We start from the raw sequence: 20607 nt of genomic DNA on the forward strand, positions 1-20607 counted from the left end.
GAAAGACGAAAAAGCAAGTTAGACTCATCACGAGTTTTACTAAGTCATTTATTTTTGTATATTTTTAACTACTTTTTGTAGAGCTTATTGTTGTGGTATATAGCCAAATTTAGCGCAGTGTCTTGCAACATTTGAACCTTCTTTTCACAGAAAATGCCTATTTAATGCAATGAATTCTCATTCCTGTTCGTGTATATTGATATGATATATTGTAACAATATCGGGTGTGAAGATGTCGAACGAAAATCAAATAACAAAAACGGAAGTGGTGATAGTGGGGGCTGGACCTGCTGGATTGGGTTGTGCCGCACTTTTGAAGCAAATGGGCATTGAAGACCAAGAACTCATAGTGCTAGAGCGAGGCGAAATAGGGGAGTCATTTTTACGCTGGCCAAAAGACATGCGGCTAATTACACCGTCATTTCCCAGTAATGGATACCATCAAACTGACTTAAATGCGATTACACCAGATACGTCACCGGCATTCAATGCGGGCAAAGAGCATTTAAGTGGTGAGGAATACGCCAAATACCTTTCAATGGTTGTAAACCATTACAAGATTCATGTGACGACCAACACAGAACTAGAGACGGTGACTTCTCGCGGACCTGGAAAGGGGTTCGAGTTAACTGCGGGCGAGCGCACAATACATTGTAAATTTTTAATTTGGGCGGGGGGGGAATTCCAATCGCCAAACACCACGGGTTTTACTGGTGCAGATCTGTGTATTCATAACGCGATGGTTAAGGAATGGCAAACACTGGAAAAAGGCCATTATGTAGTGATTGGCGGGTATGAAAGTGGTGTAGATGCGACATTTAACTTAGTCACTCATGGTAACAAAGTGACTTTGTTAGATTTAAATGGGGGAGCGCAGGATACGTTTGATCCCAGTCGCGTGCTGTCTCCTTACACAGCTGAACGTTTGTCTACTATGTCTAATGCTCAGGGCGTGGAATATGACGACAACTTTGAAGTGAGCAATGTATTCAAGCAAGGTGATGGGTACATAGTGCAATCTACAGATGGTAAAGAAGTGTTCTCGCAATACCCTCCAATCAACTGTACAGGGTTTAACATTGACTTGGGCCCAGTCACCGACTTTTTTGTATATCAAGACAATGGTTACCCTTGGGTAAGTCCGTTTGACGAATCAACGAAAATACGCAATGTATTTCTTGCTGGCCCTCGTTTGTACCATGACCCTACGCTACTTTGCTTCATCTATAAGTTTAGGGGGCGGTTTGCGGCGCCTTGTGCCGTAATTGCAAGCGAATTGGAGTTAGATACGTCCATTTTTAAACACTATCAGCAAGCTGGTATGTTGTTGCAAGAGTTAGACTGTTGCAAAGAGCAGGAGTGCTTTTGCTAATGGAGCAGTGTATTGATGTTCAAACTTTTTACCCAGAGCCAAAAAGAAAAGGTAAGTGGCTATTAATCGGTAAAGAAAGTGTAGGTAAGACCGCGCTTACCGAGAATTTAACAGGTAAACGAGCAGGCAGTAGCAACTTACAAGGCAGTTCTTTATTTTGCCAAGAATACGTCTGGAACGGCCAAGTGATCACCGATACGCCAGGGATCCAAACGCAGATGGACAGTGTCGTCACGTCGCAAGTATTACGACGTTTAAAAGCCAGTGAACACGTTATTCTGACACTTAAGTCTACCGAACTACCCGATGATTTGAATGACTTGTGGGAAATGGTGCAAGGGCGCAGTGGCGTTATCATTATCACTTATTGGGACAAAGTTAAGCATCGTATGGATGTACAACGTGAATTGGCAAAGTTACGAGCGCAGACTAATTTAGCGTGGATCACGATCGATAATCGCCATGTGACATCAGCGCAATTGGCACAAATAGAGTTGGCTCTTGATCGTCCAGCAAAGTTTCCCACAAAGACGCCAGACATCACCGCAAATTGGTCAGTAAAACCTAAACGTTTGTTTTTTGAGTCTGACTATCTTGGACCTTTTTTATCCTTTTTCTTACTGGTATTACCGGCTTGGATTGCTGTGACCAACGCGAATGCCTTTGCTGATCTACTGTATCCCCATGTAGAGTCGCCAGTGAATATGCTCAAGGAGATGTTGGGCGCTTTACCCGCGCCGATTGCGCATATGTTAGTTGGAGATTATGGCTTAATATCGATGCTGCCATTTTTAATACTGTATGCGCTACCTACAGTTGTCGTATTCTCTGCGATTATTTCAATTTACAAAACGACTGGACTCATTGATAGATTATCTTATCGACTAGACCCGTTTATGCATAAAATCGGCCTAAGTGGAAGAGATTTAGTGCGTGTAATTATGGGTTTTGGATGTAATGTTCCAGCAATTATTCAAACTAGAAATTGCTCTTGCTGTACCAGAGGAAGTTGTATCTCCGCAATTTCATTTGGCTCGGCTTGCTCTTACCAGTTACCAGCGACGGTAGCGGTTTTTTCTGCAGCAGGTAAACCGTATCTGACCCTACCATATTTATTCATTTTAGCGGTAACAACATGTATTTACTTGCTAATAACTACGACAAAACAACAAAGAGCTGCTGCAGCATCATACAACTTACTCAGCCGCGGCTTTTTACAGCCGCCCAATTGGCGCTTCGCAATGTCAGAAATGACGAGTGTGATGAAATCGTTTTTTTCTACTGCATTTCCACTTTTTATTGGGATTTGTTTACTGGTCGGCTTATTGGAGTGGTTAGGGGCCATCGAAACGCTGATTGGTATCGTTTCGCCATTAATGGCTGCGGTAAACTTGCCTGAGGGTGCTGCAATTGCCGTTATTTTAGGGGCTATTAGAAAGGATGGGTTGGCGATTGGGTTAATAGATAGTACAACTCAAGGGCTCAAATTGGTCGACATTACAGACATTCAGCTACTCTGTGCCGTGTATCTGGCTGGAGTGATGTTACCTTGCGTGGTGTCACTTTTGACTATTGTCCGGGAGATGAGTATCGGTTATGCGTCACGATTAGCGATACGTCAAATTTTCTGGGCGCTGTCTTTCACGATGATATTGTCTTGGGGAGCACCACTTTTATTGTCGGTTTGACTTGCATAAATCTGAGCGGGTGTGTAGCGGCCCGCCTCTGATTTTTGTGGATGCTCACAACTGTAAGTTGTTACTTTAATTTTGAGACTGGATCTGGGCTCATTTCCAGTATTTTAGTCAAGAACTTACACTTGAAAGCGGTGAATTTGCATTTTAGCGGTTTAATTAGTAGCTGGACGTATTTTTATCCACTATGGTCAAAGATATGTTATTGATTAATGCATAGATTGGTCGTCTTAAATTTGTGACTTCAGATTGATCTTGCTGCCAAATCCAACGGTATCATTCTTTGGGCATTACACTTAGGAGCATACATGCACTTTTCTACTGCAACCCCCGTAATATTTGCAATGAGCCTAGTTATATTCCATGGATGGGCTGTTTCTGATGAGTCAGCGAATACTGAAGTGTTAGGCGATAAAGTGATGTGGCATCAAGCGCCAGAGTTACCCATTGCAATGCAAGAGATCTACCCCGCAGTTTTTAAAGAGCGTATTGTTGTTGGAGGAGGGCTAACCCCTTCTGACTCTCCTTCATTTTTTGGGCTTGGCCCGAGCACCTCAGTGTACTTATTAAACCCGCCTACAGGGAGATGGCAAAAAAAACCATCTTTACCCGAGCCAAGACACCACTTGGGCATGGTCAGCAATCGACATTACGTGTATGGCATTGGTGGTTTTGCAGCTGAGCAGGGCAGTGCTTGGCAAATACAGCGGTCAGTGTATCGGTTAGACGGGATGTTCCGGGAGTGGCGAAAAGGCCCTGCTTTACCGATCCCGCTGGCAGAGTCTGTCTATGCAAGTGTTGGCAAAAATATCCATGTAATCGGTGGCAAAACCATTTCTAAAAAAACAGGTAAAAATGTCGACAGTGATGCACACTTTGTGTTGGTAAACAATGCCTACTGGCGTCAGGCAAAACCGGCAAAAATTGTCCGAAACTCCGCAGCCAGTGCAGTTATTGGAGATAAAATTTACGTGATTGGTGGGCGCACTTCAGGTGAAGGTAGCGTTAATTTACAAGAAGTCGAGGTATACGATAGTAAAAAGAACAGCTGGACTTCTGCTGCGCCCTTACCCGTTGCTGCTGGTGGGCTTTCTGCTAGCGTTTTGGACGGTAAAATAATCGTGACTGGTGGGGAGGCGTTTGGTCCTAATAATAATTGGAAAGCGGGGCAGGCCTATAAACAAGTTTGGCGTTATGACCCACAAGACGATAGCTGGGAGGCACTCCCTGATATGCCAACACCGAGACATGGCCATGGCATGGTCACTTTAAATAACACCTTATATATTATTGGTGGTGCAGCCAAAGTTGGTCCTCAAAAAACCTTATCCTCGGTCATCTCCATTGAGGGGCAAAAACCACAATAAATAGACTAATCATGGGGCTCATTGTAATCGGGCCTACCTGTCTTTTTCGAACCGCCCTTTGATGTAGTTTACGAGTTGTTTTATCTGGCTTTGGACGTGTCTTTTACCAAAATAATAGGCGTACATCACCCGTTTACGCGGATACAACTCAGATACGTCTAATTTAACCAACTGATCAGTCACCATGGTGGTAGGCAGCATCGCCATATAGTGTGTTGTCAGCGCTGCATGGTGTGCAAGTCCCAAATCATCTACGGCAAGATTCTCTTGTGGGGAAAGCATGACTTCGTCATTAGCAGTATCAAAAAAGGCCCACTGCTTAGCCGGATGTGCAATCACACAAGGTAAGGAAGCTATGTGCTGAGCTGTGATCATATTTTGTACTAGATCATGCTTTTTCAGATATGCTGGGTGTGCGCACACTGAGTATGGAATATCCCATAAATGCAATGCTATGGCAGAGGAGTCAAGTAATGGACCAACCCGAAAGGCAAGATCAATATCGTCTTTTAGAAGGTCTTTATTCGTGTTCGAAAGCGCGATATTAAGCTTTAAATCTGGGTGCTCTGTGGCAAAATCAATGAGCCAGGCGCCAAGGAAGTCGATTCCAGCACGCACGGGCATAGATACGTTCAGTGTGCCTTTGAATTTAGCCTCGGCATCTTCTGCAAGTGCAATAGAATCTTTGAGGTTACTGAAAAGCGGGGCGCAATCAAGAAACAACTCTTTCCCACGTGGGGTGACTTTGATTTCTCTCGTGGTTCTTTGTAGTAACACCAAGCCGAGTGCGCGTTCAAGCGATTCAATTCGCCTACTCACGGTGCTATGCGGCACTCCAGTTTTAGAAGAGGCGGCTTTTAAGCTACCCAATTCGACTACTTCACAAAAGAGGTTCAGGTCGTCAAGTACACGCTTCATTAACTTGCTCAAATAAGTGTAGAAGATTTTATTATCCCATTTTTGGAATTTAAAAGTCCATTATTGATGATTTTTTTATCGCTTCGAGAGCAGTAGAGTACTGCCCACACCAATATGAACAATATGCAAATACAGGAGCACAAGTATGAAAGCAGTTTTACTCGCGCAAACCGGTGGTAGTGAGCAACTTCAATATACCGATGTCGTACGTCCCACACTTGCCAGCGGGCAAGTTTTGGTAAAAGTCGCCGCTGCGCCGGTGAACTTTATTGATACCGTGATCCGTGAGGGCAATATGCCGCCGGGTATGATGCCAAATTTACCATTTATACCTGGTGTAGAGGGTAGCGGCGTCATCATTGATGCAAATGGCACCAAACTAACAAACGGCAAAAAGGTGGCATTTTTAGGGCCCATTGGCGCGGCGATGTATGCCCAATACGCAGCGATTGACGCTGACAGGTTGATCGTTTTGGATGATGATGCAGACCTGCTCGCAGCAGGGGCGATGCCAGTGACTTATTTTACGGCTTATCACATGTTGCATAACGTGGTGCGAGCACAACAAGATAAAGTTGCCTTGATTTATGCCTCGACTGGTGGTGTAGGTACTGCATTGATCCAACTTGCAAAAGCGGCGGGAGTGAAGGTTATTGCCCTTGACCGAAAAGACGACAAAGTCACACAAGCCCTTAAGTTAGGAGCCGACTACGCATTTAATTCGACTGGGGACTGGGTTAACCAAGTAAAGGAAGTGACTGGCGGTCATGGTGTTGATTATATTTTTAATCCAGTCGCTGGAGATACGATTAAGCAAGACTTAGAAGTGCTGGCGACGTTGGGCCATATTGTGATTTTTGGCTTTTTGGCCGGCGTTGGTGAGACTAATCTGCAAGCAGAAGTCGTAAATCATTTTGGAAAAGCTCCGACCATTAGTTATTCCGAGATTTATGCAACCTATTTTAGTCATTTTGCACTTGTTAAGGACGCTTTAGCGCAAGTATATGAATTGCTAGCACAGGGGAAATTAACCCCGGTATTTTCGACTATGCCTCTTGAACATGCAGCAAAAGCTCATGAGCACATTCAAAGTGGTAAAGTATTTGGTAAATTATTACTTACGCCCACATTTTCGGACTAATATCGGGCGCAATGAGAGAGGGAGGTTATTCATATAAGTGACATGTTGCACGCTATCTGGTTTATAACTGCTATAGTTAGAAGTAGCTACTCGTGAACCGCAGCAAGGAAGTGTATGGACGGCAACATCCCCTTTCTCGTGACCAGTAAGGACTTACTTATTAAGTCTATTAGCCCTGCTGCATCAAAATTACTTGGCTGTAAAAAAGTTTTAAACTTGTCCATTGAGGCGCTTCTTAACTTTCAACTAGATAACCAAGATAGCGCCATTGGCAGCTACAAAAACCAGTACTTTAAACTCGTAAAATACTCACATTCAGATGGGTATGCTTTCGTACTTCAACACAGCAGTACGATATTTGATGAAGGCAGTTTTTTGGCAGACGCCATCGACAGTGCAAACATCGGCTTATGGCGCTACAACCTAAGCTCAAAGTATGTGTATTTGTCAGACCTCTCAAAACAGTTTGCAGGTGTGGAAGGGGTTACCAAAATTACTTGGCGCAAGCTGTTATGTATGGTGCATAAAGATGACCGCGCGTTGTTTCCCCTGTTTTTCGAAAACCATGTGCAATTTGGTGTACCACTGCAGTTTGAATTTAGACTAAAGAGCAGTGGACAAAAGCGCTGGTTTTCGCTTAAAGGGAGCAAAGCGCAAGGCGAATCATCTCAATGGGTCAACGGTACACTGCAAGATTGCACATTAGAAAAAAACACCGTCATTGCGCTGAATGACGCAGATGAAAGTAAACAATTGGCCATTGAGGCTGGGAAAATAGGGACTTGGCGAGCCACCAAGTCAGGCAAGTTATGGCGTTGGAAGTGGGATATGCTGGCCAACAATATGTTTGGGTTAGACCCAAAAGACATTGGGGACTTAAACAAATGGGTTGAACTCTTGCATCCCGAAGATAGACCAAAGGTGCTTGCTGCGTTGGATGAAAGCCTCAAAACCGGTGTCGAGTTTAAGCAGCATTATCGCAGCGTGCTGAAAAATGGCGAGATAATCTATGTTTTTGCACAGGGGCGAGTGGGCGAAAACTATAAAGGGGAGCATTGCCGAATTGACGGTGTTTGCATTGACCAGACTGAAGTGCATCAGGCCCAGCAGGCGCTTAAGGAGCTCAATACCGAGCTTGAATCTAGAGTGAACGATCGCACCGCTGAATTACATAAAACCCTGCAAAAAGCGGAGCGTGCAAATAAAATCAAATCTGAATTTTTATCAATGATAAGCCACGAATTGAGGACGCCGCTCAATGGCATTATTGGTGCACTGGATTTATTGGGTCATTGCACGCTTTCAAATGAGTCAAAAGACTTGGTGTATACAGCCTCGACATCGGCAAATCACTTAATTACGATTTTGAATGATTTACTCGATTTAAACAAAATAGAAGCGGGCAAACTAGAATTAGAAACCGTTGAATTTGATTTACCCGTGTTGATATCCGACGTTATTTGTACCTTTAGTGCTACTGCAAAAGAAAAAGGCATTAGTATTAAAGTATATGAGCAATTAGCAATGCTTGCGCCTTTAAAAGGCGACGAAAACCGGTTCAGACAAATCTTGTTAAACATACTTGGCAATGCCATTAAGTTTACGAACAGCGATGACATAAAACTAAAAGAGATCACCCTCACAGCGCACTATAGAAGATTGAATATCTATCAGAGCGAAATCACCATCAGTATTGCGGATACCGGTGTAGGTATGACGCCTGACACCATCAACAAGCTATTTACGCCTTTCACGCAAGCTGAAAAGTCAACAACACGGAAGTTTGGAGGTACAGGGCTAGGACTCTCAATATGTGGCAAACTCATTGATTTGATGGGGGGACAGATTATTGTGGAAAGCGAGCTCCACAGGGGGAGTACTTTTACAATCAAAGCGCCATTTTGGGTGGATACCAGCGAACATCCCGTATTATCAAAGGTTCCACTTACTTGCTATGTCTGCGATAGACTTTCTCATGACAATCAACATATCCTTAATTTGGCGAACTCGCTGTATGACGTCACTGAAGAGGTGCATATTGACCATCATAGCACTTGGCCGTCTTCAAATACTGAATTGAACTTGATCCTATCTTGCGATTTGGCATTGGTGTCGCAGTATTTGGTCGAGATGGAGCAGCTCCCCAACTTAGTTATATACACCGACAGCGGCTTGCACAGCCAGTTTGCCTTGTCTTTACCTCAATTTGCTGTATGCGCAAATCAACCTGTCACTGCGCATCAGCTTTATGCGCAAATGCAAGCACAGCAGCAAGAGATGCTTAGCATCGATGATTTTGCTTTTGATAGTCAAGAGCAAGTTAGCGGTATTGAGGCGGGGTCATGTACTCACGATATTCTACTTGTAGAAGATAACCCTTTTAATCAAAAGCTGATTAAAAGTCAGCTTGAAAAGCTTGGTTTTTATTGTGATGTGGCCAGCAATGGCGCAGAAGGATTCAATTTTTGGTATAGCCACAATTACAAGCTCATTTTGACGGATTGTCATATGCCTGAAGTCGATGGGTATGAAATGACCAAGCAGATCCGGACCGAAGAAGCTAAAAATGAGCAACCGCCAGTCCCTATCATTGCGGTCACGGGCGCGGTGATGCAGGGGGAAAAGGATATGTGCACATCCATCGGGATGAACGATTTCTTATGCAAACCAGTAAGACTGACCGATATAAAGCAGATCATGGAGCGGTGGTATGAATACTCAACCTGATGAATTAAAAACGCTAAATCGCAGCACCATCATCGACTTAGTGGGCGATGAACCTGAAAAGATTCAAAAGTTTCACTCTGAGTTTTTAGCCCAGGCTGCAAGCGTGCTAAAAACAATAGTTAAATCATTTAATATTAATGATTTTGGTGAGCTCAAAAGCCAAGCCCACTTTCTAAAAACATCTGCTAGAGCTGTTGGAGCAGAGCGCAGCGCTTACTTTTTAGAAACGATCGAACGCTATAGTTTGGCGAAAAATAAAGCGGCGATTAAACAAGTTATTATCAAGTTAAATAGTGAGTTTATTGCGATCAAAAAGGAGCTAACCAATGGGGAGTAACAATCGAATCGCAAAGCGCCACCCGGCAGTATTGGTGTTGACTAACCGGGAAGAGGATATTCAAGGTGTTGCGCAGCTTATTTCAGAGCAAACGAGTGACTTTAGGTGTTTAGTGGTAAAAAAAACGGCACTTGATGATATTGAACAAATGGCGCCAAAAGTGATTTTATTTGCGTTATCTGACGTGAAAAAAAGTATTTGTTTGTACAACATGCTGATTAAAGAGAAACGCTTGGTTAAAAATCACTATAGCGTTTTATTGTGTAGCAATAAAGAGTCTGGGTTAGCCTTTAAATGTTGTTTGAAGAATCTATTCGATAGCTACTTTGTTTATCAGCCTCTATATGAGAAGTTTCGTTTACAATTGATTGTCTATGAGGGGCTCAAGCAATTTACTGATTCTGATACCTATATCGAATCTTTGGACAACATTATTCAAAACCAAAGTGAAGAGCTTAACTCCCTCATAGAGATGGGGTTGAGTTATAAAGCCTCAGTTGTGGAAGAGATTAATAAAAGCCGAGAAGAAGTTAACACCATAAATCAAGATATCCTAGATAAACTGCCAGACAGTATGCATAAGGAGCTGCTCTCTGAGCTCAATGAGACACATATTCAACCGCTTTTAAGCGCGCTGGAAGAATCACTTTCAAGTAAATTACTTGGGCTAGTGGATGGCCTCAAGCAGTCAAAAGATTTGAATAACTTGCTGATGCAGCAGCTACAACAGCCTATAAAAGACAAACAGGCCTCAGAGCTTCAAGGGTCCAGTCTAAGTGATGGTTTTTTGGAAACACCAGTAAGTTCACAGTCCATCTTATTGGTAGAGGACAATCATATTTATCGAGAAATGATCAGCGACGTGTTGAGTAATGTAGGGTATGAAATAGAGCAAGTAGATGATGGGTTAGCTGCAATCAAAAAAATCAAACTTACGCAATATGACCTCATTGTGATGGATCTGTTTCTTCCAAACCTAGACGGCTTAAATACGACTAAGCATATTCGTAACGTAGGGAAAAATATTAAAACACCCGTGGTGGCGCTAACGGGAAACAAGAACAAGCAGCTTGTAAAAAAGTGGGCTGAACATGGGCTTGATGGCTATATTTTGAAGCCGTCAACAAAGCAAGAGATCCTCGCAGTGGTTAATAAAGCGATTGGTAACTAGATAGGTGATTCACTTTCGCATCAGGGTTTACTGCATCTTTTATAGTGTAAGCTTATGAAATTGTTAATTATATTTTAGTCGGTGTAAAGTCATCTACAAATCATTCATACATCAGGATTTACCTACACTCAGTGCGCTAGAGTAATTGAGTGTTGAATTATTAGTTTAGTGAGTGCGGCGTGTTGCTGCGCACAATGAGGATGTATGAAATCAAATCAATGTATACGATTGCAAGTTGTCACACTAATTGTGGCATCAAGTGCGCAACTCTTGGGATGTGAATCGACGAGTAACCCCCAAGTTAATCCATATAAGCTTATCTATTCTTCATTAGAATCAAAAAACCGCTCAATATATTTAAGTGATGAATATGGCAAGCAACGTCTGAAAGTCGTTGACGTAACTGCTTCAGATGGCTACCCGGTGATCTCTCCAGATGGTAAATCAGTGGCTTTTTATGGTAAGTATGACGAGTTTAAAACTTGGTCGATTCATCGCGCTGCGATAGACGGTTCTAATGTGCAGCGCCTAACTCATGCAAAAAACAAGTGGGATAGTGCACCTACTTGGTCACCTGATAGCAAGACCATTTTATTCACCAGGGAATATAAACACCCCAATGGACAGTGGCAAAGTCAGATTTGGTTAATGAACGCAGATGGCAGTCAGCAGCGTCAAATTAATGCGTTACAAGGAGGAGGCGCAAGCTTCATAGACAATGGCAAAATACTGTTTCATTCACACGGCAGCCCGAGCCAAATAAGTATTGCAAATATTGATGGCAGCAATGTGGTTAAGTTGACAAATGATGCAACGGATAATCTTGCTCCACGTCTATCACCCGATGGGAATCACATCGTTTACTTATCTAATCGGGATGGCAATCAAGAGGTTTATATCATGGATATTAATGGCAATAACCCAAAACGGCTCACGTTTAATCAGGTTGAGGATTGGGATGCGACTTGGTCTACGGATGGTACCCAAATATTCTTTGCATCAGAGAATTCAGACGGATTTTTTGATATTTACAAAGTAAAACGAGATGGCACTGCTCTATACAAGGTGATTAATAGTGGGTCCCAAGTGGCAGCGGTTAACAATTTAAATGCCGTTGCACTGCAAAAGCTAATAAAGAAAAACCAGCAAAATTAGGGATGTCAGTCAATAATTGAAGGTGTTGTTTAAATTCTTGTCCAATAACGCGCGTGTAACATGTCTAAAAAAGAGCCTCTAAGCTTTGGAGGCTCCATTTATAACCTGATGACAAATGTAGCGTTAACCATGGATCATCTAGGTGTTATTGAGCGCAGTTTGGTCTGCATTTTCACTGTGGAGTTTATTCAATAACTTTTGCTCAACTCGGTGTGCTTGAATACCTTGCATAAAGGCATCCCAAGGTTGAACAACAGATTCAGAAGGAGTGCCACGTGGGGCATTTTTAGTAGCAGAGAACATAATGTTAGCAAAACGATTGAAAACGAATAGACGTTTCAATACATCAAACCAGAAGGGAGATCCTAGCCCAATCAACATACCCGTAATGAGTGTAGTCACTATCCAAATTAACCAGCCCAAACCAAATTGATCGATTCCCATCACAATAGAGTCTCTAAATGCCAATGCATATGCGCCGATATCAAGCGGCATGGCATCATTATTGATAAAGGGTTGTTTCGGCCAACCATAAGGAATGTTTAAACTGTTTATTTCTGTCAGTACTGATTGTAATTCCGTTGAAGAGGGAGAGTTGGGCTGTGCGTGAACCAAGTTCGCAGCTTTTTCGACTAACGCTTGGTTTGTGTCGTTGTTGTATTGCAGAGAATGTACAATGGTGATCAGGTTAATATTCATTGTAAATGCAAGAAAAACAGAGACCAAAATATTGACTTTCCTAGCGTGAAGTCGGTAATACTCGCTGTATCGTTCTCCCACTTCTTCAAACCTATAGGCGATATCTTCAATAAAATATTGAGCATTGTTTTCTATATTTTCAAAGATTTGATAACCAGTATCTGTTTTGGCAAGGGTTCGCATAAATTCATTGGTCGTGATGCGCTCTTTGCTGTCTTTTTTGTCGATGTGACGCACAAATTTGTCAGCGGCATCAGTTGGTTCATTGCTTGTCGTGTAAGGTTTTAATTCTTCAGTATAAAACGAGTGCAACATTTCGTTGAGTCGTTTGCTGCGCGTGTTTAATTTACGGTTTATAAGCTCAACGAGCATTGAGCTTAATGACGAAAACAAAAACATTGTGAGAGAGACGGCGATGATGACTGAAAATATTTCCATATGTGATTTCTTTTTGATAAGTATTATTTTAAGTGCATTGATATACACTACTTTAGTTTAATTAATAAACAATAGCTCAAATGAAAATTTAATGAGAATAAAAAGCCAGTCACGATATCGAGTTTGGTGCAGAATTTACTGAGTCGGCGAGACCAAGCCTTGCATCCAAAACTCACTGAGTTGCTTTATGTCCGGTATTGGGGTGTTTGGGAAAGCACCTTCATCGGCAAATACTTGGGTAGCAATATGTCTTCCAGCCACTTGCGCAGCGGTCGTTTTAGCAATTCGCTTCTGAAAAAAACTGTCCAATGCTTCACCCAGAGGTGAAGCATGATCTAAGGTTGTCGCCAAATGCCATGCGTCCTCTAACGCTTGGCAAGCGCCTTGTCCTGAGGTAGGTAAAGGCGCATGAGCTGCATCCCCTAACAGCAAGAGGTTATCACAATGCCAGTGAGGTAAGGGGTCAAGGTCGTGTACAAAAAGAGGGGTCACATTAAGTGATTGTCGGTTCACAATAGCGTGGCGAATTTCATTGGGCCAAGCATCGAATCGCAGGCGTAGCTCAGCATGCCAGTCACGGCTATTTTTCATGCTAGATTTGGGTTCACACCATGCAGCGGCCCAATAGCAGAGGTTAGGTTTTACTGGAACAATACCAAACCGTTGCCTTTCACCGCGATATTCACGTATGTCGGTGCTTGCCAAGTTTTCCACATGACTCACGCCAATAATGTTAATGAACCCTTGATATCGAGGCTTAACACGATTGCCAAACAGTGCGTTCCTAGTCGCGGAACGCATTCGTCCATCAGCGCCTACAACGAGATCATACTGAGTCATCAAGTGGTTAATTTGGGTTACCTTAATGTCATCTCCAAAATGTATTTGAATACCTAATTTTTTAGCGCGTTGATACAGGATACGCATTAAATCTTTGCGCAAGATTGCCACACTCGGATAGCCGCACGCCTTGTTTAGCTCGTCGATGTTGAGCAGCACTTTGGCGCGACTATGTTGATCGAATTGAGATACGGTTAGGGGTAATCCGCCAGCATTTTGGCACTTTGTCAATTGTTCCATTTGGTCCAAAACAAACATCGCATTTGGCCAAAGAGTGACACCTGCACCCAAAGTCGAGATTGTCTGGTTCCGCTCGAATATTTTGACTTGATGGCCTCGTTGCGTCGCCAAAATAGCAAAAGCCAAGCCTGCCACCCCTGCACCTATAACAGCAATATTTTTACTCATAGTTGTGTCCTTTTTTGTTTTGTAGAGTATTTCAAATGCCAAAAGTGGGATAAATCTGTTATTTTGATTTTTATAATCCCAATTGATGAGAGAATTAAGTGCTAGCAGGCTTAGAGATGAAATGGCTCATGAGTTTTAAAGCTGTGTATGAGAGCTTGAGTTTTAAACTCGCAGCAGAAAAACTCCACATACCTAGCTCTAACGTGAGTCGCCACGTCGCTCAATTAGAAGCACACTTAAATGTGCGCTTGCTACAGCGTACAACCCGTAAAATGCACCCAACAGTTGCCGGTACCATGCTTTATGAATCCCTGATGCCAAATCTTATGGCGATAGAAGGTGCCCTAATAGAAGCGTCTTTTGGTAGTGAAGTCGTAAAAGGTCATTTAAGTGTAGTGATGCCAGATTTACCGTTTTTGGCAGAAGTAGTTGCAGATTTTGCTACGTGCTACCCCCAAATACAGCTCAGTTGTGATACTCAGCTAAACCCAAAAGAAGGCATCGTCGATGGCGTTGACGTTGTGATCAGCTTTCATCGTGGCAAGTTACAAGACTCGGGGTGGGTTGCCAAAGAGTTGCTTCGGTGGCCGAGCGGCGTGGTCGTTTCCCCAATCTTATTGGCGCGTGAAAAGCCGCCCATTACATTAGATGAGCTTACAAAAAAAACCTGTATTACAACCCATTCAGTAATGCAAGGTAGACCTTGGCGCTTTAAAAATAATGTCTTATTAACGGTGCATTCAAGGTTTAAGGTAAACAGTGGTCATATGGCAAAAGCGGCTGCCATTAAGGGCATCGGTTTTGCTTTACTGCCGTTACATGCCTGCGAGTCTGAACTTGAATCTGGGAAACTGGTCAAAATTGAGCTGGACCATGAGCCAGAAGATTTGGTTTTAAACGCGGTTTATGCTGGTCGCAAACATTTGCCTGCTAAAATCAGATGTTTTATCGAATTTATACAAGCTGAAATAGCTAGGTTGGGATAGCTTCTCGCTGAGATGAGGTATGGGAGCAAGCGCCATACCTCGAAAGTAGGATTTAAAATTCGTCAAAAAATGCGCGCTGTACTGGGTGCTTTAAGGCCTTGGGTCTGATTTTTTGAACTTGCTCTATAATATGGCTGTTATCGTAGCCAAGTTGCTTCATGAGCAAACCTATTACTAGCCCAGTTCTACCTGAGCCGCCTTTACAGTGTACTGCAATGGTGCCCTTATTTTCCAAGATGGATAACAAGGCATCTTTATTGGCATTATAAGCTGCTACAAAGTCGTCATTCGGCGCAGCATCGTCAGGTAGAGGTAACTGAAACCACTTCATTTCATGTTTTCGACAAGCTTCTGGTAACGCTTCAGCATTAAGCTTTTGTATTTCCGCATCATACATAAGAGTAACGAGTGCTTGTGCGCCTCCTTCTTTCAAGTGGCCAATAGCAGCATCCAATGAAACCGTTTTGGTACCAGGACAAGGTGTAAAAATAAACTGAGTACCATTTTCGAGTGTCAGTGTGTCAAAAGGGTGTATTTGCATAGTATTCTCACAGTTTGATTAGGCATTAAACCAGTGTTTAGTTTTGTTGACGATGGCAACGAGCGATAACATGACAGGAACTTCTACAAGGACACCAACAACGGTAGCCAGCGCTGCACCAGAGTGTAAGCCAAATAGTGAAATTGCCACTGCAACAGCCAGTTCAAAGAAATTGGATGTCCCGATTAAACATGCCGGTGCCGCAATGTTGTGCTTTAACTTAAGTTTTAATGCGGCAAAATACGCAATGAAGAAAATACCATAAGTTTGCAAAATTAAAGGCACTGCAATCAGTATGATATTGACTGGTTGCGAAATAATGGTATTCGCTTGAAATCCAAAGAGTAAGGCAACGGTTGCGAGTAAACCAATGACTGAAAAAGGCTTAAGCTTTGCAAGTAGGGCATTGATCGCATCATCATGCTGCCCCGAATTGTTAAGCATTTTTCTAGTAACAACTCCCGCTATTAGTGGCAGTAACACATACAAAACGACTGAAATTAATAAGGTGTTCCAAGGTACATGAATATCTGACACGCCAAGCAGTAATCCTGCTATTGGGGCAAACGCAAATACCATGATGACATCGTTTACAGAAACTTGTACGAGTGTGTAGTTGGCATCGCCCTTGGTAAGCTGAGACCACACAAACACCATGGCGGTGCAGGGCGCCACGCCGAGTAAAATCATACCCGCGATATACGCTTGCGCGGTATCTGGGGAGACAAAGTCGGCAAATAACCCTTCAAAAAATATCCAACCAAGTGCAGCCATAGAAAACGGTTTAACCAACCAGTTAATGATAACAGTGAGTAGTAGTCCCTGTGGGTTTTTACCAACTTCTTTCATCGTTGAAAAGTCGATTTGCACCATCATCGGATAGATCATCACCCAAATAAAAAGTGCCACAACTAAATTTACATTCGCAAATGTCAAGGTGGCTATCATTTCGAATAAAGGCGGAAACACCAGCCCGAGTACAACACCAAAAACAATACTTGTACCGACCCATACGGATAAATAACGCTCAAAAACGCCCATCAGAAACCTCTTAACTACATAGGTTGGAAAAACGTGTAGGGCGGTCACCCATGGCGTTGAGTCGCGCTAATTGCTGCTCAATAAAGTGAGGCTCATTAATGACCGTTGACGTAATTGTGTGTTTCATCCATTCAGGGAGAGTGGGGTTTAGAGAATAAAATACCCATTGATGATACTTTCTGTCTGATAAAATACCGACTTTTCTCAACTGAGCTAAATGGCGTGACACTTTGGGTTGGCTTGGTTCGTCTAATGCAGTCATCAACTCACAAACACATGCTTCTTTTTCAACCGCAATGATAAGTAATGTCTTTAACCTAGTGTCATCTGCCAAAGCCTTGAAAAAGATTGTTGGTTCGACAGTAGTAGGGGGTTGCGTGGTATGTTCTATTAAGAGCGATTGTATTTTCTCGTTGATTTCTTGAAGCGTTTTTTCAAATGGATTTTCACCTGAGCGAGACTTTGGCTCTGTAATATCCCATGCTAAGCAATTAACACCGCTGACCCTGCCTTCACACTCTTTTGTTGCGCTGCTACACAGGGTGATCACATAATCAAAGTGCATTTGCGTGTATTCATCTATATGTTGGGAATTGAGTCCTTCGGTACTGAGCCCGAAATGTGCGATGGCTGCTAATGTGCGAGGATCTGCACCATTAGGCTCTGTGCCGGCACTATATACTTCGTAATTTCCTTTGCCATGGTGTTTTAGAAGCACCTCGGCCATTAAAGATCTGGCCGAATTTTCAGTACATAAAAACAGAACTTTCACGTTAATGCCCTTGTTAAAGTTAGTACATAACAAATTTGTTATATACTAACTTCGTTATGTACTGCTCGCAAGAGGTTTTTGTTGCAGGCTAGGGTTTTCAAGCATGCGCCACCGCTTGAGTTTGCCTATTTAGTCGCACTACCTCGATGATGGATTGCGCTAAATGAAGGTGTTTTTAAGGATGATACGAGGCGGTCAAAGGCGGGTGTGTACCTAATCGTTGTGAAGCAATTCATTTTGTTGTATCACTCTAACGGCAGATACTATTTAATTTTATGGCCACCATACAGTCGTCCATCCTGCGCTACAAATGCCATGTTTAATTAGTCTATTTCGCAATACAGTGCGCTATCTTCGAATGATTATATTTTTTGCACGGGTATTTGAATGAGTTTGAGGTTGGGTATTTGAGATAAAAAAGCATAGCGTTTATATACATCTATGCTTTTTAACTTCAATTTATTGGGGGGCGATAAAACTAAAAACGGTTACAAATGTACTTATCTTCTCCACTTGCAAAATCTCTATCCCAATAACAGCTTTTGATTATTTTCTCTTTACAAATATGCGCAAAGGCAACTTGTACTGGCTGCGATGATCGTGGTGCTCGGTATGTATACATTCCTTTATCCCAGCTAATTGACCATTCAAGTTCCGGTCTGGTAGCGGTACCACGTGTAACTCGATTGTCACGGGTAGTTGTAGATGCACCAGTACAATCGGGTAGTGCTAATACTTTATTGAACTTACCATTTTCATCAGCTTGAACGACTTCGTTGGCAAGTGAGCGTGGTGATGCAGGGTCATTAATGTTATCCGCAGCCAAACTCACTATACCATAAGGTACGGGCACACCATTGGTGTCGATTACCGTGCCTGACATACCAAGTTCTTGATGTGCTTCGATTAAGTTTGGTGCCAGTAAGTTAGTCAATACCTCATTATTGTACGTTCTTAGCCCTGTAAACGTCTTGCCTGACAAAGGATCTGAGATTGCGAACGAGTATTGTGACGATGTCGGTGGTAAGTTGGCTTGCACCCCTTTCACTAAGAATATCGCGTTAATATTTGGCGTGACATCTATATTGGATAGTTGATTATTAGGGAGTTTAGTCCAGCCAGCACCGTTCCAAAGTTCTAGACTGAATTGGTCGCTGGCGGCAAAGTTAAATGACAGCTTTGATTGATTGTCGCCAGTGCGATAAACAAAATAATCAAGGTCGTTTTGATTATCTATATTACCGGTGAGTTTACCGTTCGTTGGCAGGTTGGTTGCTTGACCTGGTTTGTCATTTGCTTCTAGCGCATCAAACTCGGTATGGGCAAACCAAGCCATTATGCTTTGATCTGTGCTTGTGCCAGTCACAGATTGAGCGACCAACACGTAGGCGCCTGGATCCACTTTGTGCACAACCTGCTCAGATGTAGAGGCTGTCGCGGTTGATGTGTCTAACGGCGTTAAACTGTTGTCATCCTCTAGTTTGAAAAGATACAAATTGTAGTCTACGGCTTGAGGGATGTTGACAAGCAAGCCCTCAAGCTTTGTAGCAGTTGTGACTTCGGTGCTAAAGCAAACGATGTCGCCGGGCTGTGAAAATGATGCATAAATGGCGTTGTCGACGCCAAGCTCTGGACAACCACTACGTTCTTGTAGTGATGGCGTTTGAGGTTGCGTTGATACTGTGCTGAATGCATGCTCACCCAATGTGCCAAACGCAGCATTTGGGTTAGGCAAGTGCTGAATTTGAAATGGTATGGTACGTGTGGTGCTATTTCCATCAGCGGGTCTCACTTCATTGCTATCAAAGTATGTGCCAGGAAAGTCATAGATAGAGACGGGTTCAGACGTGTTTTTGGGTATTGAAATATCAGCAGCTAACGCTGAACTTGCCATTGATACAACAATGGCAACCGAGGAGTATTGTAGTAATTTTTTCATTATCAATTCCTTCTAATTTTAAATACCTAAAGTAATTAGGCATATTGACGATAATAAATATAAATCTACAAAGCAACTGGCCAATTAATTTGTATTTATTAGAAAATATTGAAAATTAATATTATTATTAAAATATTGATATTCACACGCTAATTATCATCAAGGAATGAAACAATGAAAATCGATTCATCACTGCAAAATTCGCAAGTTAATTTAATGAGTAACACGACTGCTAAAAAGGAGGCCAAAGCACATAATATCGTACCGCAAGCACCTGGAGAGGAGATCAATGCGGCGGCACTATCCGCAGAGGTTACACCGGTATTGTCTGAACAAGAAATTCAAAAGTTAAAACAGGAAACTTTTGAGATTAATAAGAAAAATTATAAGGTTATGGGAGATACACAAGCGGCTTTTGCAACGACGATAAGCGAATTTGAAAAATTTAAAAAGGCACAAAGCGTGCTTAATCCAAACCTCAACCTAGACACATTGGATTTGTCTCAAGAGGAAGATGGAACGTTAATCCTGATTGGCGGGGAATTAAATGGCAAACAACGTGAAGAGCTTGAGTCTGCAATCAATCAAAATGAAGAATTAAAAGCCGCATATAAACAGGTACATGAAGGGTTGGCGCAAATAGTTCAGTTTTCAGGCACGGGGCGTGAAGATGTCAAAGCAACAGACTTCTATGGTAGCTTTAGATTGAATGAACTAACTCAGAGTTTTGAAAGTCAATTCCATGATGATGGTTTTGGACAGGATTATCAAACACTTGAAGAAAAAGTAAATAGCCACCCTTGGATGTTTGCAATGAAAATGAGCGAGGCTATTTACCCAAGGGTAAATATCAATATTTAAGCATCTCATTCAGTAATTAGCTATTTATATTTTCATAGTTAAATAGCTAAAAAGTAACATATAATCTTTTTCATTTTTATTTTTTAAATAAAGTGAATTTTTATTGGTTATTAAAATTAAAGGGTGATGTTATAAAAATAAATTTATTTAATTTTAAGTTGGCTTGGTAGGGAGTTTAAAAATAGGCTGGAAAGTTAGGT

The 20607-nt window shown here is 42.3% G+C and carries 17 protein-coding genes; 10 read left to right on the top strand and 7 right to left on the bottom strand.

Translation table 11 applies throughout. The annotated features are described in order from the left end of the window. The first annotated feature begins 232 nt into the window (after positions 1–232). The 3 genes from L1286_RS17120 to L1286_RS17130 all read left to right on the top strand — a co-directional run bounded on the left by L1286_RS17120 (position 233) and on the right by L1286_RS17130 (position 4433). Positions 233–1372, top strand: coding sequence for an NAD(P)/FAD-dependent oxidoreductase (locus L1286_RS17120; RefSeq protein ID WP_235408263.1), 1140 nt, complete (start codon positions 233–235; stop codon positions 1370–1372). After that, a complete protein-coding gene (locus L1286_RS17125; RefSeq protein WP_235408264.1) occupies positions 1372–3060 on the top strand; it encodes a nucleoside recognition domain-containing protein in 1689 nt (562 codons plus the stop codon). Before L1286_RS17120 ends, L1286_RS17125 begins: the two co-directional genes overlap by 1 nt. A 314-nt stretch (positions 3061–3374) precedes the next feature. Then, complete coding sequence (locus L1286_RS17130; protein WP_235408265.1) at positions 3375–4433, top strand: Kelch repeat-containing protein; 1059 nt, start codon at positions 3375–3377, stop codon at positions 4431–4433. Between the two features lie 33 nt (positions 4434–4466). Here L1286_RS17130 and L1286_RS17135 read toward each other — a convergent pair whose 3' ends face one another. Then, positions 4467–5351 carry a LysR family transcriptional regulator gene (locus L1286_RS17135; RefSeq protein WP_235408266.1) on the bottom strand — a complete coding sequence of 295 codons (885 nt, stop codon included), beginning with the start codon at positions 5349–5351 and terminating at the stop codon, positions 4467–4469. Positions 5352–5496: 145 nt separating this feature from the next. Between L1286_RS17135 and L1286_RS17140 the strand changes: the two genes are divergently transcribed. From L1286_RS17140 to L1286_RS17160, 5 genes are all read left to right on the top strand, one after another. Continuing rightward, positions 5497–6492, top strand: coding sequence for a quinone oxidoreductase family protein (locus L1286_RS17140; RefSeq protein WP_235408267.1), 996 nt, complete (start codon positions 5497–5499; stop codon positions 6490–6492). A 114-nt stretch (positions 6493–6606) separates the two neighbouring features. After that, a complete protein-coding gene (locus L1286_RS17145) occupies positions 6607–9219 on the top strand; it encodes an ATP-binding protein (protein WP_235408268.1) in 2613 nt (870 codons plus the stop codon). Next, complete coding sequence (locus tag L1286_RS17150) at positions 9203–9556, top strand: Hpt domain-containing protein (protein WP_235408269.1); 354 nt, start codon at positions 9203–9205, stop codon at positions 9554–9556. Before L1286_RS17145 ends, L1286_RS17150 begins: the two co-directional genes overlap by 17 nt. Then, on the top strand, positions 9546–10727 hold the full coding sequence (locus L1286_RS17155) for a response regulator (RefSeq protein ID WP_235408270.1): 1182 nt from the start codon (positions 9546–9548) through the stop codon (positions 10725–10727). The genes L1286_RS17150 and L1286_RS17155 overlap by 11 nt, the downstream gene beginning before the upstream one ends. 204 nt (positions 10728–10931) lie before the next feature. Next, a complete protein-coding gene (locus L1286_RS17160; protein ID WP_235408271.1) occupies positions 10932–11882 on the top strand; it encodes a TolB family protein in 951 nt (316 codons plus the stop codon). Positions 11883–12020: 138 nt separating this feature from the next. On the opposite strand, the gene L1286_RS17165 is transcribed toward L1286_RS17160, so the two are convergent. Both L1286_RS17165 and L1286_RS17170 read right to left on the bottom strand, forming a co-directional pair. Further along, a complete protein-coding gene (locus tag L1286_RS17165; protein ID WP_235408272.1) occupies positions 12021–13019 on the bottom strand; it encodes a hypothetical protein in 999 nt (332 codons plus the stop codon). 135 nt (positions 13020–13154) lie between these two features. Next, the gene (locus L1286_RS17170) at positions 13155–14267 is read right to left on the bottom strand and encodes an FAD-dependent monooxygenase (protein ID WP_328284238.1); all 1113 of its coding nucleotides are present in this window, start codon (positions 14265–14267) and stop codon (positions 13155–13157) included. Between the two features lie 128 nt (positions 14268–14395). Here L1286_RS17170 and L1286_RS17175 point away from each other — a divergent pair, with 128 nt between their 5' ends. Then, positions 14396–15253 (top strand): LysR family transcriptional regulator, encoded by an 858-nt coding sequence (locus L1286_RS17175; RefSeq protein WP_235408273.1) that lies wholly within the window; start codon positions 14396–14398, stop codon positions 15251–15253. A 52-nt stretch (positions 15254–15305) separates the two neighbouring features. Here L1286_RS17175 and L1286_RS17180 read toward each other — a convergent pair whose 3' ends face one another. From L1286_RS17180 to L1286_RS17195, 4 genes are all read right to left on the bottom strand, one after another. Continuing rightward, positions 15306–15794 (bottom strand): phosphatase domain-containing putative toxin, encoded by a 489-nt coding sequence (locus L1286_RS17180; protein WP_235408274.1) that lies wholly within the window; start codon positions 15792–15794, stop codon positions 15306–15308. A gap of 18 nt (positions 15795–15812) precedes the next feature. After that, a complete protein-coding gene (gene arsB / locus L1286_RS17185) occupies positions 15813–16835 on the bottom strand; it encodes an ACR3 family arsenite efflux transporter (protein ID WP_235408275.1) in 1023 nt (340 codons plus the stop codon). A gap of 10 nt (positions 16836–16845) precedes the next feature. Continuing rightward, positions 16846–17607 carry a metalloregulator ArsR/SmtB family transcription factor gene (locus L1286_RS17190; RefSeq protein WP_235408276.1) on the bottom strand — a complete coding sequence of 254 codons (762 nt, stop codon included), beginning with the start codon at positions 17605–17607 and terminating at the stop codon, positions 16846–16848. A gap of 478 nt (positions 17608–18085) precedes the next feature. After that, entirely contained in the window at positions 18086–19546 is a 1461-nt protein-coding gene (locus tag L1286_RS17195) for a hypothetical protein (protein WP_235408277.1), read from the bottom strand. Between the two features lie 174 nt (positions 19547–19720). Between L1286_RS17195 and L1286_RS17200 the strand changes: the two genes are divergently transcribed. Next, complete coding sequence (locus tag L1286_RS17200; protein WP_235408278.1) at positions 19721–20407, top strand: hypothetical protein; 687 nt, start codon at positions 19721–19723, stop codon at positions 20405–20407. Positions 20408–20607: the final 200 nt, after the last annotated feature.

This window comes from Pseudoalteromonas sp. SMS1 (assembly GCF_021530565.1).
Taxonomy (GTDB): Bacteria; Pseudomonadota; Gammaproteobacteria; order Enterobacterales; family Alteromonadaceae; genus Pseudoalteromonas.

What these genes read in the sequence shown, in the direction of transcription:
- L1286_RS17120 (WP_235408263.1), top strand. Translation starts at nt 233, where the DNA reads ATGTCGAACGAAAATCAAATAACAAAAACGGAAGTGGTGATAGTGGGG.
- L1286_RS17125 (WP_235408264.1), top strand. Translation starts at nt 1,372, where the DNA reads ATGGAGCAGTGTATTGATGTTCAAACTTTTTACCCAGAGCCAAAAAGA.
- L1286_RS17130 (WP_235408265.1), top strand. Translation starts at nt 3,375, where the DNA reads ATGCACTTTTCTACTGCAACCCCCGTAATATTTGCAATGAGCCTAGTT.
- L1286_RS17135 (WP_235408266.1), bottom strand. Translation starts at nt 5,351, where the DNA reads ATGAAGCGTGTACTTGACGACCTGAACCTCTTTTGTGAAGTAGTCGAA.
- L1286_RS17140 (WP_235408267.1), top strand. Translation starts at nt 5,497, where the DNA reads ATGAAAGCAGTTTTACTCGCGCAAACCGGTGGTAGTGAGCAACTTCAA.
- L1286_RS17145 (WP_235408268.1), top strand. Translation starts at nt 6,607, where the DNA reads ATGGACGGCAACATCCCCTTTCTCGTGACCAGTAAGGACTTACTTATT.
- L1286_RS17150 (WP_235408269.1), top strand. Translation starts at nt 9,203, where the DNA reads ATGAATACTCAACCTGATGAATTAAAAACGCTAAATCGCAGCACCATC.
- L1286_RS17155 (WP_235408270.1), top strand. Translation starts at nt 9,546, where the DNA reads ATGGGGAGTAACAATCGAATCGCAAAGCGCCACCCGGCAGTATTGGTG.
- L1286_RS17160 (WP_235408271.1), top strand. Translation starts at nt 10,932, where the DNA reads ATGAAATCAAATCAATGTATACGATTGCAAGTTGTCACACTAATTGTG.
- L1286_RS17165 (WP_235408272.1), bottom strand. Translation starts at nt 13,019, where the DNA reads ATGGAAATATTTTCAGTCATCATCGCCGTCTCTCTCACAATGTTTTTG.
- L1286_RS17170 (WP_328284238.1), bottom strand. Translation starts at nt 14,267, where the DNA reads ATGAGTAAAAATATTGCTGTTATAGGTGCAGGGGTGGCAGGCTTGGCT.
- L1286_RS17175 (WP_235408273.1), top strand. Translation starts at nt 14,396, where the DNA reads ATGAGTTTTAAAGCTGTGTATGAGAGCTTGAGTTTTAAACTCGCAGCA.
- L1286_RS17180 (WP_235408274.1), bottom strand. Translation starts at nt 15,794, where the DNA reads ATGCAAATACACCCTTTTGACACACTGACACTCGAAAATGGTACTCAG.
- arsB (WP_235408275.1), bottom strand. Translation starts at nt 16,835, where the DNA reads ATGGGCGTTTTTGAGCGTTATTTATCCGTATGGGTCGGTACAAGTATT.
- L1286_RS17195 (WP_235408277.1), bottom strand. Translation starts at nt 19,546, where the DNA reads ATGAAAAAATTACTACAATACTCCTCGGTTGCCATTGTTGTATCAATG.
- L1286_RS17200 (WP_235408278.1), top strand. Translation starts at nt 19,721, where the DNA reads ATGAAAATCGATTCATCACTGCAAAATTCGCAAGTTAATTTAATGAGT.